Source organism: Blautia acetigignens (assembly GCF_025566865.1).
In the GTDB taxonomy this organism is placed as follows: domain Bacteria; phylum Bacillota; class Clostridia; order Lachnospirales; family Lachnospiraceae; genus Blautia_A; species Blautia_A acetigignens.
In genome coordinates this window covers 13,532-28,188 of the sequence record NZ_JAOQJM010000026.1, presented here as the reverse complement: position 1 = coordinate 28,188, position 14,657 = coordinate 13,532, and the positions used below count along the sequence as shown (strand labels likewise).

The 14,657-nt window shown below is 45.0% G+C and carries 18 protein-coding genes and 1 riboswitch; of the genes, 9 read left to right on the top strand and 9 right to left on the bottom strand.

The window, feature by feature from the left end:
• A partial coding sequence (locus OCV70_RS19990; RefSeq protein ID WP_334292275.1) for a DUF6783 domain-containing protein occupies nt 1-64 on the bottom strand: 64 nt, incomplete at its 3' end.
• On the opposite strand from OCV70_RS19990, the gene OCV70_RS19985 reads away from it, so the two are divergent.
• Nucleotides 50-121 carry a DUF6783 domain-containing protein gene (locus OCV70_RS19985; RefSeq protein ID WP_334292274.1) on the top strand — a complete coding sequence of 24 codons (72 nt, stop codon included), beginning with the start codon at nt 50-52 and terminating at the stop codon, nt 119-121. The genes OCV70_RS19990 and OCV70_RS19985 overlap by 15 nt on opposite strands.
• A gap of 68 nt (nt 122-189) precedes the next feature.
• Nucleotides 190-585: a NifB/NifX family molybdenum-iron cluster-binding protein gene (locus OCV70_RS18005; protein ID WP_021924874.1), complete on the top strand. Its 396-nt coding sequence runs from the start codon at nt 190-192 to the stop codon at nt 583-585.
• A gap of 128 nt (nt 586-713) precedes the next feature.
• Here the strand turns inward: OCV70_RS18005 and OCV70_RS18000 are convergent, their stop codons facing one another.
• Both OCV70_RS18000 and OCV70_RS17995 read right to left on the bottom strand, forming a co-directional pair.
• Nucleotides 714-1,625: a DMT family transporter gene (locus tag OCV70_RS18000; RefSeq protein ID WP_021924873.1), complete on the bottom strand. Its 912-nt coding sequence runs from the start codon at nt 1,623-1,625 to the stop codon at nt 714-716.
• An 89-nt stretch (nt 1,626-1,714) separates the two neighbouring features.
• Nucleotides 1,715-2,947: an MYG1 family protein gene (locus tag OCV70_RS17995; RefSeq protein ID WP_021924872.1), complete on the bottom strand. Its 1,233-nt coding sequence runs from the start codon at nt 2,945-2,947 to the stop codon at nt 1,715-1,717.
• A 283-nt stretch (nt 2,948-3,230) separates the two neighbouring features.
• Here OCV70_RS17995 and OCV70_RS17990 point away from each other — a divergent pair, with 283 nt between their 5' ends.
• Nucleotides 3,231-4,043, top strand: a complete 813-nt coding sequence (locus OCV70_RS17990; protein ID WP_262579965.1) for an EAL domain-containing protein — start codon at nt 3,231-3,233, stop codon at nt 4,041-4,043.
• 34 nt (nt 4,044-4,077) lie between these two features.
• Here the strand turns inward: OCV70_RS17990 and OCV70_RS17985 are convergent, their stop codons facing one another.
• The 3 genes from OCV70_RS17985 to OCV70_RS19980 all read right to left on the bottom strand — a co-directional run bounded on the left by OCV70_RS17985 (nt 4,078) and on the right by OCV70_RS19980 (nt 6,447).
• Nucleotides 4,078-5,097, bottom strand: coding sequence for a M14 family zinc carboxypeptidase (locus tag OCV70_RS17985; protein WP_173767843.1), 1,020 nt, complete (start codon nt 5,095-5,097; stop codon nt 4,078-4,080).
• A gap of 53 nt (nt 5,098-5,150) precedes the next feature.
• Nucleotides 5,151-6,014 carry an SIR2 family NAD-dependent protein deacylase gene (locus OCV70_RS17980; protein ID WP_173767861.1) on the bottom strand — a complete coding sequence of 288 codons (864 nt, stop codon included), beginning with the start codon at nt 6,012-6,014 and terminating at the stop codon, nt 5,151-5,153.
• A gap of 283 nt (nt 6,015-6,297) precedes the next feature.
• Complete coding sequence (locus OCV70_RS19980) at nt 6,298-6,447, bottom strand: 4Fe-4S binding protein (protein WP_117849463.1); 150 nt, start codon at nt 6,445-6,447, stop codon at nt 6,298-6,300.
• A 104-nt stretch (nt 6,448-6,551) separates the two neighbouring features.
• Nucleotides 6,552-6,665, bottom strand: a riboswitch (FMN riboswitch).
• Nucleotides 6,666-6,678: 13 nt separating this feature from the next.
• On the opposite strand from OCV70_RS19980, the gene OCV70_RS17970 reads away from it, so the two are divergent.
• Complete coding sequence (locus OCV70_RS17970) at nt 6,679-7,032, top strand: winged helix-turn-helix transcriptional regulator (RefSeq protein WP_021924867.1); 354 nt, start codon at nt 6,679-6,681, stop codon at nt 7,030-7,032.
• 202 nt (nt 7,033-7,234) lie between these two features.
• Here OCV70_RS17970 and OCV70_RS17965 read toward each other — a convergent pair whose 3' ends face one another.
• Nucleotides 7,235-7,405 (bottom strand): hypothetical protein, encoded by a 171-nt coding sequence (locus tag OCV70_RS17965; RefSeq protein ID WP_021924866.1) that lies wholly within the window; start codon nt 7,403-7,405, stop codon nt 7,235-7,237.
• Between the two features lie 56 nt (nt 7,406-7,461).
• Nucleotides 7,462-7,881 (bottom strand): hypothetical protein, encoded by a 420-nt coding sequence (locus OCV70_RS17960; protein WP_021924865.1) that lies wholly within the window; start codon nt 7,879-7,881, stop codon nt 7,462-7,464.
• Nucleotides 7,882-8,136: 255 nt separating this feature from the next.
• On the opposite strand from OCV70_RS17960, the gene OCV70_RS17955 reads away from it, so the two are divergent.
• The 5 genes from OCV70_RS17955 to OCV70_RS17935 all read left to right on the top strand — a co-directional run bounded on the left by OCV70_RS17955 (nt 8,137) and on the right by OCV70_RS17935 (nt 12,903).
• The gene (locus tag OCV70_RS17955) at nt 8,137-8,613 is read left to right on the top strand and encodes a helix-turn-helix transcriptional regulator (protein WP_021924864.1); all 477 of its coding nucleotides are present in this window, start codon (nt 8,137-8,139) and stop codon (nt 8,611-8,613) included.
• A gap of 142 nt (nt 8,614-8,755) precedes the next feature.
• Nucleotides 8,756-9,784: a LacI family DNA-binding transcriptional regulator gene (locus OCV70_RS17950; RefSeq protein WP_021924863.1), complete on the top strand. Its 1,029-nt coding sequence runs from the start codon at nt 8,756-8,758 to the stop codon at nt 9,782-9,784.
• A gap of 204 nt (nt 9,785-9,988) precedes the next feature.
• Nucleotides 9,989-10,159: a sugar transporter family protein gene (locus tag OCV70_RS17945; RefSeq protein WP_021924862.1), complete on the top strand. Its 171-nt coding sequence runs from the start codon at nt 9,989-9,991 to the stop codon at nt 10,157-10,159.
• A 3-nt stretch (nt 10,160-10,162) separates the two neighbouring features.
• On the top strand, nt 10,163-11,368 hold the full coding sequence (locus OCV70_RS17940; protein ID WP_117849467.1) for an MFS transporter: 1,206 nt from the start codon (nt 10,163-10,165) through the stop codon (nt 11,366-11,368).
• Between the two features lie 26 nt (nt 11,369-11,394).
• Nucleotides 11,395-12,903, top strand: a complete 1,509-nt coding sequence (locus OCV70_RS17935) for a DUF5605 domain-containing protein (RefSeq protein ID WP_021924860.1) — start codon at nt 11,395-11,397, stop codon at nt 12,901-12,903.
• A gap of 219 nt (nt 12,904-13,122) precedes the next feature.
• Here the strand turns inward: OCV70_RS17935 and OCV70_RS17930 are convergent, their stop codons facing one another.
• Complete coding sequence (locus OCV70_RS17930) at nt 13,123-14,655, bottom strand: DUF5605 domain-containing protein (protein ID WP_021924859.1); 1,533 nt, start codon at nt 14,653-14,655, stop codon at nt 13,123-13,125.
• Nucleotides 14,656-14,657 lie beyond the last annotated feature (2 nt).

Here is a 14,657-nt window from a genome sequence, read left to right as displayed (position 1 = left end):
TGGGAGATTTTGTCCGGATGAGGGCGCCGTAGCGGGCTACGGCAACTGAATTCGGGCAAAATATACCGCAAAGTGGGGCGTGCAGATTGCAGGAATGATTTTTCAAACACGCTCTAGGTAAATATCATTGAAAATAAAGTATTTCAGCGGTATACTGGGAGTATGATTAATGGAGAAGGAGATTTTACTATGAAAATTGCAGTAACTTATGAAAACGGAGAGATTTTCCAGCACTTTGGACACACAGCAGAATTCAAGATCTATGAGGTTGCAGACGGCAAAGTTGTGAACGCAGAAGTGGTTGATACCAACGGAAGCGGACATGGTGCGCTGGCTGGATTTCTGGTGCAGCATGGGGTGGATACCCTGATCTGCGGCGGTATCGGCGGCGGTGCACAGAATGCACTTGCGCAGGCAGGCATTCGTCTTTTCGGCGGTGTCAGCGGAAGTGCTGATGATGCGGTGAACGCACTGCTTGCAGGCAATCTGGGATATGATCCGGATGTACATTGCAATCACCATGACCATCATGAGGAAGGTCACAGCTGCGGGGATCATGGATGCGGAAGTCATTCCTGCCACTAAATTTTTCCTGATAAAATAACTGGATTGGAATAAAAAAGACTGGTATCCTACATGCTCATTCAATTAGAAAGTTTGAATGCAGCACGTAGAATACCAGTCTTTTTGTTATCTGTATTTTACCTCAACACTTAGCTCTCCTGTACATCCACAGCCGGCGTGGTCTTCTTCTGGGAAACGATCAATCCCGCAAAAATCAACGCGGAGCCGATTACGGATGCCACTGTCATTTTTTCATGGAGAACAAACACGGACAGCACGACTGTCACCACCGGTGATACATAAATGTACACGCTGGTTTTCACAGCGCCGATCCATTTGGTTGCCAGGTTCCATAACAGGAAGCCAAGTGCACTTGCCCCCAGTCCCAGGAAAAGGAAATTTCCCACAACCTGAGGATTGCGGATCAGGTCCGGATTCCAGAACGCTTTCTGCTGAATCAGCACAGGGATCAGGAAAATAATTCCATAGAAATAGATTCTTCTTGTCACTGCGATAGTCGGATAATCCCACTCCCCGATCTTTTTCACAAGGGCAGAATATGCGCCCCAGGAAATCATGGCCAGGAATGCAAGGCCGTCTCCAAGCGGGTTCAAATTGAAGCTTTTCTGTCCGTTCATACCAATCAGAATTACACCTGCTATGGCAATTACAAATCCAATATAAAAGTAAAGTCCAGACTTCTCATTTTTAAAGAAAATCCCCACCATTACTGCCACAAAAAAGGGTGCACATGCCACAATAATCCCCACATTGGAAGCATATGTCATGGTCAGCGCCGTGTTTTCCAGCATGAAATACAGCACGATCCCGAATAATCCTGCACCTGCAAACGCAAGCTCCTGTCTGGGATTTTTCAGCTTCAGATGATGGGGATAAAAGATCAGCAGCGCCAGAAATGCAAGCACCGCGCGGGTAAACAATACCTCCGCAGGCAAAAAATAGTTAAGCAAAACCTTAGTGGATACAAACGTTGCTCCCCACATGATCTGGGTTCCGCAGGCAAGGATATGTCCTGTAATCTGTCTTCTCTCTTCCGTCATTTTTAACTCCTGTTTCTTATCATATTTTCAAGCATACTCCAAGCACAATTAAATTCCGCTGAAATATGTCACATATTTTCTGTTTTTTATTACGAACCAGAGGGGATTCTCACCAGAATCTGCTCCCCATTTTTCTCGGCTAATGTCAGAACTGGAATGTGTTTTTTCCGCAGCATGTGCACCACTGGGTACGCCGCAAATGTGTTATTTCCTACAAAAACAGCTTCTGGTTTATACTTCAGAATCATCTTTACCTGATCCTTCACAGCTGCTTTCCACTCCTGTCTTTCCATCAGGATTTCCCCGTAAATGCCCTGCATTTCCAGTTCCGGAAGCTCTGGGAAATCAATGTGAACCACCTTTGCAGATTGCAGTTTGGGCAATTGCAGAAGCAGTTCATCAACGGAAAAATCTCCGCCGAAGTTCACAATAATGGGCTTTTCATGGAACTCTTCCAAGCTGATTTCACAGGCTTTTATGGCGTCCTCAAGGGTTCCGGCAGTCATAAGAAAGCCGCCCTTATGACAGAATCCTGCACTTTCAAGCCCGGTTTTCTCTATCAGTTTCTCATTTTCCAGGCCCAGCCATTCCACTGGAAAACTGCATTTATAGTTCAGGGAATACTCTTTTTTCTGCGGCTGAATGCAGTATCCACCTCTGTTTGAGGGGAAAATCACAAAAGCAATTTCCGTCTCAGACAGCCGTTTCTGGCAGGGAACAAACTCAGGTAAAGCCAGAATTTTCGACTCTTCTTTTCCTTTTTTCCCGGAAAGAATTGCCTTCTCATGGGCTTCCAGAAGTTCCTCCACCCTCTTATCTGCACGCTCATTTCCACGATACCGCTCGAACTTATTTTCCAGAATCATCCCGGCTACACTTACGGCCTGGAAGAAGGCTTCATCGTTTCCGCCCTGTGCGTCCCACGCCGGATTAAAGTTGCCGATCAATGTGGCAAGCTCATTTTTCTCCCCTGTATTGTCGTTGTTATCAAGGGGCTGCACAAAGGACTGGTCGAACTTTTCCGCCAGTTCCTGACCAAGAATTTTCTCTCCAAGAGCCTCCCAGAGAAGTCCAAATGCCGCATAAGGCACTCCGTTTTCCCGGACGCGGCTGTCCTTCTGGTGATGGTCATACTGCCCCCGCCCAATGTCAAAAACAATGCCGTCGAAGTCTTCCGGAACCTTATTTCCTCTGGAAATGTTGATTTCCGGATTCAGGTACAGCAGCAATGCGGCTGAAAATACGTCGTCTGCGTGGAATTTTCCACTGTGGGTGAATGCAGACGCATTGTTTTTCTTTATCTGTTCTGATAAACTGCTCATAAATTTTTTTACCGTTCTTTCTATATTCATATGTACTTAAAGCATTGTAACACAGGCCTTTGGCAAAATAAATGCTGTTGAAGATATTTTTCCCCTGCAAAAAACGCCCTCCTGTTTTGAATACTGAAAAAGTTTATCAACAAGGTATTTTCTATACCGTATTCCTGGAATGAGTGTTATACTACTCGTTAGGCTATACTAACCTTTGTAACCAAACTTACTGCGGACACCTGCCTGCACAGTATGTCCGTTCCTGTAACCATTCAAAAAAGGAGGGTTCCTCGTGCCTTTAAACTTAACAGATTTTAATCACTTTTACATCATTAATAAAGTATGCGGACTGGAAAAACAGCGCCATTATCTGGAAGCGCTTGGACGAAAAGAATTCCAGATTTATTTCCAGCCAAAGATCAGCGGAAAGAGCCAGAAAATTGCCAGTGCCGAGGTGCTGATTCGCTGGAAACGTGCAGATGGGGAGCTGTGGTTCCCGGATAGTTTCCTTCCGATTCTGGAAGAAACAGGGGAAATCGAGGCTCTGGATTACTATGTTTATGAGGCGGCTTTCCAGTGGCTTGCAAACAGAAGAAGCGCAGGACTGAAACTGCTGCCGCTGTCTTTAAATGTCTCTCCGGTTCATTTCCGGAAGATCCATACCTTTACGAAAAAGGTTTTGCAGCTGATCCAGAAATACGAAATTCCGTCTGAATATCTGGTTTTTGAGATTACGGAAACTACTTATATTCACAACATTGAGGCAGTTAACAGCATGATTCGGTTCTTCCATGAGCAGAATATCCGCATCTCTATGGATGACTTCGGCTCTGGCTATTCTTCTCTGAATACACTGAAGGATATCCTGTTTGACGAGGTAAAAATCGACAAGCGTTTCCTCTCTGATGACCTTACTGAGAAAGGCAAAATCGTACTTCAGGAAATCTTCCACCTGCTGAAACGCACCAACAAATTTATCGTCTGCGAGGGCGTAGAAACCAAAGAAATGGTGGATTTCCTTATTCAGGAAGGCTGCGATGAACTGCAGGGGTATTATTATTACAAGCCTATGGAGATGGGGAAATTTGAGGAATTGATTGCATAAGACATCGGGCACCTGAAAATCAGGCGCCCCTTTTTTATATCAAATATTGCATTACTCTATACAGATTTATCCATAAATTATTATTTCTCTTATAAATTTCGGGATATTCTTCTGTGCTTAACGGGCATTCTCCGGCTCCGGTTTCGATGGTTATAGCGGGGATTTTCAGTTTCAGAACAAAATAGTCGCTGCAGCCTGCGGTGGCTGCGGCATCCTGGATGGTAGAATGGAGAGGATAGCCAATTATGGTGGATGCATAGTTGGCAAGAGCCAGTTCTTTTTGGCGGAGATTTCCGCGACAGCCGTAGTCCCAATAAATGAGATTTCCGGAAGAATGATAGGAAATACAGCAGGCAAACTTGTATTTGCTGGCAGTGTGAAGAATGGCCTGGGTTTCCGGTTCGCTGGCTGGGGATGGGCCTTTATAGCCTTCTTCGCATGGAGCAGGTGCGCCTATGTAGGACGCCCAGCCTATATCGAAGTTTCGGTTTAGGTCTACGCCGCGGGCGTTAGCTTTCCACCTCTGGATAAAATTATTTGCTTCCTGCCTGCTTGCTGCACACTTTTTTACGATAGGATTTGCCAGTGCTGCATTCATATTTTGGCATAATGTGACGCCGTCGGGGTTTACCATGGGGATGATATGAAAGCATATGTCTTGGATGTTATTTAGAGCTCTATGAATATACTTTTTATCTCTGGAAAATGTATGAATTCCATATACATCTTGAGATGAAGCGTATCGCTTACAGGATTGATTTTCCAAATATTTTCCAGTTTTTTGCCGCAAATAATCATTTATTTGGTTCATCATCAGAATTGTATTCATATATTCCCTGGCATGCATGGAAGCCTGAATCAGAATATGAAATCTGCTTTCTATATTTCCCAGAATTACTTCTGTAATGTCTCTTCCTTCTACACTTTTCCCAGCAGAATGCAGCTGCAAAAAAGCAGGATACTCCGCCTGCAAAGCGGCAAGATCCTGCTGCATTTCTTCATATGTATAGTACGGTATTCCCGGAGTAGAAACTGCTTTCTGATAATATTTCATGAGCGACTCCTGCAAAACATACTTCCCTTGCTAATATATTAGCGGCTACATAGTCACAATCTCTCAATATCTCCCTCTATACAAATCGCCTGGTTCTGTAATTCCGTTTGGCAGGCGGCATCTCTGTAATTGATACATGCATAAACAGCCTTCGGATTGCCTGCGGTCATCTGCCAGAAAGGATATTTGATAATGCCGGGAGTGTTATAACCCACACCAAGCTCGAGGAAAAGAACCTTCATTCTCTGGTGTCTGCGGATGAAATCATCATATCTGGAGGCAGCTTTGTGCCATCCATCATCTTCCACAAAGGTACTGTCCGCACGTAAATTCATGGTCATTGGAGCGCCGCATTTTGGACAATGAGGTACTAATTCTGACGGAACTGTCATTTTCAGTGCAGCGCGTTGCGGAGCAAGTAATGTGCCGTCTGCTGCCACAGTATAGCCCTGTGCTTCTACCATTTTCTCCACAATTTTCCGGTTATCATATGTCTCATGATGGCATGGTCTGCTGCACTGCCAGAGACCATAATCTCCCTGTGTATAGAACATTCTATGTTTATCAAAACCAGCTTTCTGGAAACAGTGATCCACATTGGTTGTAAGCACGAAATAGTCCTTCTCCTGTACCAGTCTCAAAAGATTCTCGTACACTGGCTTCGGCGCATTCATATATCGGTTAATATAAATATATCTGCTCCAGTACCCCCAATATTCCTCCAAAGAATCAAATGGATAAAATCCGCCTGAGTACATATCCTCAAATCCATATTTTCCCGCAAAATCTCCAAAATATTTCGAAAATCGTTCCCCTGTATATACAAACCCTGCTGAAGTAGAAAGCCCGGCTCCTGCACCAATCACAACCGCATCCGCTTCTTCAATCGCCTCTTTCAGCTGCTGGATCTTCGCCATCCTTCTTCTGTAAAACAACTGATTTTTTTCTTTAAATAGAATATTCTTTTCTTCCATTTCTGCCCTCAAATATTCGTCCTGGATCTGCAAAAATCTGGGATTTATTTTCTTCGGCACTCGAACATTCATCAGCCCGCGCAAAAGCAGTTTCTGATCTTCCCGCTCTCTTGGAATGGACATTGTTCCATAATTTTCATTCTCCCGCTCATTTAAAAGCTCTTAAATCAGGAAAATTCGTCTCTCATTTTGGTTCATACCTGCCACTATCCAGTCCTTTCTCCGATTATTGTCCTCTCTTCATAATTGCCTGAGCAGGACAAGTTTCCACACATCTTCCACAGTGAAGACAATGATTCTGATCGATTTCCACCGGAATTTTACTAATATCAATACATTTCTGTGGACAGACGGAATAACATAGTTTGCAGCCAATACAGCCGTCATTGTCAGCATTCTCACCTGAAGCATTATCTTATTTTTTTCTTTAAAATTATTATCTTTATTTACATTCTCAATTTTTATAATTTCTGTATTCATTGTTATCTCCTTTCATCCGGACTTTACCGTCGGTTACGGGATTTCGCCGTATCAGCCATATGGCGCGCAGACTATACTGCCGGTCAGGAATTTCACCTTGTCCTGAAGAACTATTTGTATCATCACAATGGAAAAACATAATGAATCAACATCCCAGTCCACAGCTCCCAATCTCCCAGCCTGCCCCGTGGAGACTACCCTCACTCTCATCAGCGATAAATGGAAGGTGCTCATCCTCCGCGATCTGCTTACTGGCACCAAGCGGTTCGGTGAGCTGCGCAAATCCATCGGCACGGTATCTCAGAAGGTTCTCACCTCACAGCTTCGCCAGATGAAAGAATCCGGACTTCTCACCCGCAAGGTTTACGCCGAAGTGCCGCCAAGAGTAGAATACACCCTGACCGAGCTTGGCTACAGCCTGAAGCCCATCATGGATGCAATGTGGGCCTGGGGAGAAAATTATAAGAAGCAGTATTCCTAAATTTATTCCATAATCAAAGAAAGAAATAAATCAAATTACTTTTCACGCATAAAAAACCCGGAACTTTGACAAAGAATTAAAGTTCCGGATTTTATCCTTATAATCTGAATTGTTCTCCGGAAATGTCCCTGCATTCCACATAGAATGTTAGAGACATTTCCAGTCATCAAATTCCAATTCTAATATTTTCTCTGTAAATCATTTACCATCTTGGACCAGGGCCAAATGGGCCGCCAGGACCTCTGTGTCCGCCAGGGCCAGGACCAAATGGACCGCCAGGGCCGTGATGATGGTGATACGGGCCAAAGCCTCTGTAGCGACGCGGTCTGCAAATTGCCATGAGAATTAAAACGATTATAATAAGTGTTAACATAATTTTTTCCTCCATTTTTTCTATCTAATCAATAATTTAGCTTGCCATTCAAAATTTTAATACTGCTTCAGTCTCCTGAGAATCTGCTCCACCTGTGCAATCGCGTCATCGACCTGACGCTTTGCATCATTGATTTTCGACTGTACCAGCCAGTCGGCAACCACGCCGTCCCAGAAGAAATCGGCAAAGGTAAGAAAACCGCCGCAGTCAATTGACAAATCCGTATTGATCGTCACGTCCCTAAGCTCTTTCTGGAACTTCTTCAGATCATACTTGGCATTTTCCATCAGGTGGGAAGCGTTATCCATTTTGGAATGCTTGATCAGGTTTGTAATAAATCCGCCTCCAAACAAATCCACAATTCCCCAGTTCCCAGCTTTCTGAAGTTCTTCCCTTGCTGCCCTCAGACTGCACAATGCGTTTTCACCAGCCTGTATCGCTTCACTCATTTCTTTCTGTAAATTGTAACCTTCCATTTCATTTCCCTCTTCTTTCGTGTTATACTAAATCCAGACCGGAAAGCCAGTTTAAAAAGCTTTCCGTAATCTTTAACAGATGTTGTATTGAACTTTATGGGATGATTATAGTGTTTTTGCCTGGGAAAATACACCGCATTTATTGCGGAATAACCCCAATTATTCCGCAGACGCTGCGTAATATGAATTTCAACGCAGCACAAAAAACCAAACGCATCCGAAATGTTCGTAATACAGCAGGGAAAGGAAAAATCCATGGGAAGAAAATCCACCAGAGAAAATAAAACCATTTACCAGCAATTGCGTGAGGAAGACAACCTCCCCCGGGAAAAAGCCTCTGAACTTCTCGCATTTATTTCCGAGGACCGCTTAGAGCGCATCGAAAATGAGAAGGTACAGCCTGCCCCCGAGGACGTGATCCGCATGTCCCAGGTTTACAATGCCCCGGAGCTTTGCAACTACTACTGCTCACATGAATGTCCGATCGGTATGAAATACGTTCCTTCTATAGAGATGACCGAGCTTCCGGCAATCATTCTGGAAACCGTTGCCTCCTTAAATGCTGTTTACCCGCTCACCAACCGCCTTATCGAAATTTCCAGAGATGGAAAGATCTCCGAGGACGAGATTCCTGATTTTTCCAATATCCAGGAAAATCTGGAAAAAGTTTCCCGTGCTATTGAAGCACTGCAGCTGTGGGTAGAGAAGGAAGTATCCGCCAACCAGAATTAGACTTCATATGCACCTGTTTTCCTCCTTGACTTGTTTAAATCAATAGTTTAAAATGTTTAAATATAAACATGAGCAAACCATACAGCTCCACCCGTAAGCAATTTTCACCAACCACATTTTCCCCGGAAAGGCAGGTATCCCTATGAAAGTAAAAATGGTCGATGTCGCCAGACATCTTGGCATTTCCAAAGCCACCGTCTCCCTCGCAGTCAACGGCAAACCCGGCGTAAACGAACAGACCCGCCAGAAGGTTTTGGAATGCATAAAAGAACTGGAAAACAACGGCGGCGTGCTCCCGGAAAACTCCTCCTTCCAGAGTCCCGACGCACCGCACCGTCTGATCAAGGTGCTCATCATCAACCACCGCAAACAGGTTGTCTGCGACCCGGAGCTGGATTTGTGGACCGAAGTTCTGCGCACCTTTGACACAGAAGCAAGAAACCGCGGCTACCTCTACGGCCTTTCCTATATCAATGAAACCGAATACGAAACCAACGCCGTCATTGCAGAATGCAATACCGAACTTGTTGCCGGCGTGATTGTTTTTGCCACGGAAATGCAGCCTGCTGACTATCCCATTCTGGAAAAAATCAACAAGCCCATTGTCCTTTACGACTACGAAGCCCCCGACGGCAAATACAACAGCGTCTGCATCGACAATGAAAGCGCGGTGAAAAACAGCCTGAACCTTCTGTACCAGGCAGGTGCATCCGATATCAAATACCTGTGCACCGGCAAAAGCATCTACAATTTCCAGAAACGGCGTGATGCTTTCCGCAACACCATGATCGGCAACGACCACATGCCCGCCAAAAGCGATATCATAGAGCTTGGCCACAACATTCCCACAATTACCGAAAATATGCTCACCTGGCTGGAGCACAATCCCCTCCCGGAAGGATTTCTTTTTGAAAACTACCAGATTTCCATTGGCGTCACCACTGCCCTTCGCAAACGTGGAATTAAATTTCCAGACCGCGTAAAAGCCATTGGCATTGACGAGATTCCGGATTACATCCTTTCCGGTGCCAAGCTGACTCAGGTCAGAATCCCTCATGCTGAGCGCGCTGCCATGGCCATGGACCTGCTGGACAAAGAAATCCATCAGCAGTGGACTACCCGGGTCAAAATCTACGCACAGCCAGATATTCTGCTGAGACAAAGCCTGTAAACAAACACCCTCATCCAGGGCGGATTTAAACAGAATCGTTTAAATTCGTCCTATTTTTACATCATTATGTTCAAATTCCACAGAATTCCTTTATATAAAACAGAGAAAACCCTGTTTTTGTGATTATTCTGTTGAATTTTTGTTGAATTATGATTAAAATATAGTTTTAAAACAAGTTTAAGAAAACGTACGGAGGTAAACAAAATGAAAGGCACAGAAAATGCATACGAAGGCGAAAACCGTTCCCTGCATATGAAAGAACGTATCGGCTACGGCGTCGGTGATTTCGCAAACAACATGATGTACACACCAGTCAACTCCTTCTTCACCTATTTCCTCACAAATGTTGCAGGACTTGGCGCAGGTGTGGTTTGAACCATTCTTCTGATCTCCCGTCTCCTGGACGGCGTCAGCGACCTGATCGTTGGTTCCCTGATGGAAAAGATCCACAGCAAACACGGTAAAGCAAGACCCTGGCTTCTGTGGTGGTGCATTCCATTTGCAGTGTCACTTGTTCTCATGTTCACAGCACCGGATTTTGGAACCACAGGTAAAATCATCTATGCGTTCCTCACTTACAACCTGGCAGTAACTGTTGTATACACAGCGATCAACCTGCCATTCGGTTCCCTTGCAGCTCTTATGACCAAGAACCAAACCGAGCGCGGCTATCTGAATATTTCCAAAATGGTATTTGCATTTGGCGGCGGTATGGTCGTAAACGCAGCAACTCTTCCACTTGTTAAATATTTCGGAAATGATTCTTCCGCATGGCAGAAAACATTCCTGATCTACGGTGTCGTTGCGATCATCTTTTTCCTGATCGTATTCTTCACCACCAAAGAAGCAGTTACCGAAGAAGCAAAGAAAGCCGGATCTGAAGAAAAAGTCAACATCCCACAGGCTCTGAAAAGCCTTATTAAAAACAAATATTGGATGATTCTTCTTGCAATCTTCTTTTTAAACAGCGTAGTAAACGCTTTTATCGGTGTAAACGTATACTATGCACAGTACATTATGAACGATGACAGCTTGGTTGGAAACCTTTCCATTTTCCAGAACATCGCTTCCTTCGCAGCATTTGCAATATGCACAGGTATCATCCGCAAGATTGGTAAACAGAAAATCGCCATCTCCGGTGTTGCAATTTCCTTCATCGGATATGCAATGGTACTATTAAATCCAACCAGCTATGCAGTTCTTTACATTGCAGCAATCATCAAAGGTGTTGGAAACGCAGCTCTTTCCGGTGTTATGTACGGAATGCTTGCTGACACAGTTGAGTACAACGACTGGAAATCCGGCATCCGCGCAGAGGGCCTTGTTTTCAGCGCAAACTCCATCGGACAGAAAATCGGTTCCGGTATCGGCTCCGCAGTTCTTGGCTGGGTACTTGCAGCATTTGGTTTCGTAAGCTCCTCCGCTGCACAGCCAGCTTCCGCAATCAGCGGAATCCGCGTCATCTTCTTATATGTACCGCTTGTTGTGTTCGCGATCATGTTCATCATCCTGTTATTCTACAAGCTGGACAAAGAGTATGGACATATTGTAGAAGACCTGGAGAAGCGTGCTAAGAGAGCATAAAAGTTTTCAAAAAGAAGGGAAAAATTATGGCAAAAACAGTAGAAAAATATAAAGTATTTGACCTGGAACTTTCCGGAACATCCCAGGGAAATCCATTTCAGGATGTACAGCTTACCGCTGATTTTTCCAATGGAATCCAGAAGCTTACCGTAAAAGGTTTTTACAAAGATCAGGGAAAATATGGCATCCGTTTCATGCCTCAGGCAGAAGGTAACTGGACTTATGAGACACACAGCAGCGACCCGCAGTTGGACGGCCAGACAGGTGAATTTCTCTGCACACCAGCCGCAGCAGGCAACCATGGACGTGTGTGCCTGAAAAAAGATGTACTTCCAAAGAAGGAAGTAAACTTCTATGTAACAGAAGATGAATTCCATTTTGCATACGAGGACGGCACCAGATTCCAGCCTTTTGGAACCACCTGCTACGCATGGGTCAACCAGTCCGAACAGGTGCAGGAGCAGACTTTGGAAACACTGAAAAACGCTCCTTTTAACAAGATCAGAATGTGTATTTTCCCAAAATTCTACACCTACAACACCACAGATCCGGAAAGATATGCATTCCAGGGAAACGCAAAAGACGGCTTTGATTTCTCCAGATTTGATAATGTGTTCTTTGAAAATCTGGAAAAAAGAATCCAGCAGCTGGACGAGCTTGGCATCGAAGCAGACATCATTCTTCTTCATCCATACGACCGCTGGGGCTTTTCCAAAATGACAAAGGAGCAGGATATTTTCTACTTATCCTATGCTGCAAGACGTCTTTCCCACTTCAAAAATATCTGGTGGTCCATGGCAAATGAATACGATCTGATGCCTCAGAAAACCGTAGAAGACTGGGATACTTACGCAAGAGTTGTAATGGAAAATGACCCGTACGGACACCTTCGTTCCATCCACAACTGCGTTCCTCTTTTTGACCACAACAGATCCTGGATCACACATGTAAGCGTTCAGCGTGTAGATGTTTACAAGACCGCAGAAATGGTTACAGACTGGAGAAACCAGTACCGCAAGCCTGTGATTGTAGACGAAGTTGGATACGAAGGAAACATTGATTTCGGATGGGGCTGCCTGACTGCACAGGAGCTGACCAGACGCTTCTGGGAAGGCTGCATGCGCGGCGGATATCTGTCCCACGGCGAGACCTATGTGGACCAGGGCGACCAGATCTGGTGGGCTCACGGCGGCACCCTTCACGGGGAAAGCACAGCCAGAATTGCCTTCCTGAAAGAGCAGATGGCTCAGCTTCCAGATGACATCCAGCCTCTTACTCTCACCCCGGAAAACCACGAAGAAAACTGGGATTCCGTATGCCTCCACGACGGCGAAAGCTACTTCCTGTACTACTACGGCTTCTTCCGCCCACTGTACCGCAACTACACGCTGCCAGCTGGAAAGAAGTACAAGATTGAACTGATCGACACCTGGAATATGACCACAGAAGAACTTCCGGAAGTTTATGAAGGAAAAATTCGGATTAAGATGGGGGCTAGACAGTATATGGCGGTGAGGATGAAAGAAGTGAAATAACTGCCGCGGATAGGCGCTGTCGCAGAAAGTTATTGCTAACGCATATCTGAAAAGTTCGTATAATATATGTATCACGATCTATGAAAAATATCGTTTAAGTAAAAACGATGTAAGTTGGCCGATCATTTATGTGCTTTTTATCGCACAAGTGATCGGCCTTATTTCATACAAAATCTAATATTGGAGCTGAAATATTTGCATCATCATTCCAGCTGCCTTTTACTTTACAGCTTTAATTCTCACCGCAATATATTCCTTGCCTGGAAGCTGGACGCGGAATTGTCCTTTGTGGATTCCGCCGTCTGTGATGGTCATTTCCCAGGTATCAATGATTTCTACCTGATACTCTGTGGTATCGTCGAAATAGAAGTCACGGAAGCTTGGGCGCATAAATGTATAGTAATAAATGAAATAGTCTTTTCTTGCCGGGAAGCCAGCTGCGCGGCAGGCAACTTCATCCCATTTGCATGGCATTGGTTCTACGCCAAGACCTGGGGTTTCTTCCATAATTTTTGCCAGGAATTTAATGCGCTCCGGGGAGGTTCCGTGCAGAACTCCGCCGTGTGACCACCAGAGAATGCGGTCCGGGCTGAGGTAAGTTTCACCGTGTCCCGGATATCCGCCGCGGCAGAATGCCTCCCAGAATCTTCTGGTCATTTCTTCTCCGCTGATGTTTCCCCAGCCAAACTGAATGTTTCCTTCATAGCAGATTTCATCCAGAACGACTGGCTTGTGGTACTTCTCACGCCACTCGTTTACCAGCTCGGAGGAACGGTAGGTTTCGGTTCGCTGGATGCTGCAGTGAGTTACCCATGGCAGGTTATAGTCGTAGTAAGCTTTGCAGTTGTGGATGGATCTCAGGTGGTGATATGGATCTTTTTCGCAGATGATTGCGGCATATCTTTCCCAGTCTGCGAGAGTTTTCTCATGCATCAAATCGTACTCATTGGCCAGTGACCACCATACATTGCGATATGCGGAAAAACGTGCCAGAACATATTTCCAGTAGCGGTCGTCATCTTCTGCCTTCATCATGGAAAATCCCCATCTATCGTATGGATGCATTACGATCAGATCTGCCTGGATGCCAAGGGCCATCAGCTTCTTAATACATTCTTCAATGTGCTGGAAATGTGCTGGATTAAATCTGGTAAAGTCCCAGTCATTTCCAGGTGCACAGCCGTTGTATTCGGCGAAATTGTTCTCATTTAATTCAGAAGTGTCGCAGGGTGTTCCCTCATACGGGTAGGTGATTGGCTCGTGAAGGTTGTAATCGTAGTGCTTCGGGAAAATGCAGAAACGGATTTTGTTAAACGCATTTTCTTCCAGGGTTTTCAGGGTCTGCTCCTGAAGCTTTTCATTCTGCAGGTTCCATACATAACAGGTAGTTCCAATACAATGATAAGGCTTGCCATCCTCGTAAGCCAGGTAATAGGTTCCGGCTACGCGGACTGGACCGTGGTTGTCTGCGGAAGGGGCTACAGCTTCAAAACTGCCGCTGACTTCTTCTGCGCTTTCTGTCTGGAAGGAAGATTCGATTTTAAATGTATATGTATCCACAAAAGATGGCATAAATCTTACTTTATAAACACCGTCTCCATCATAGAAACCGTCTACTGTTTTCTTCTCATTTTTACACTCAAAAGTTCCCTTGATCCACTGGTCGCAGAAAGGATTCCCCTCCTTCGGCCCCTTAACTGCAACCTCAAGGGTTCCCCATTTTTCCACAGTTTTTGCATAGTTCATTTCCATAA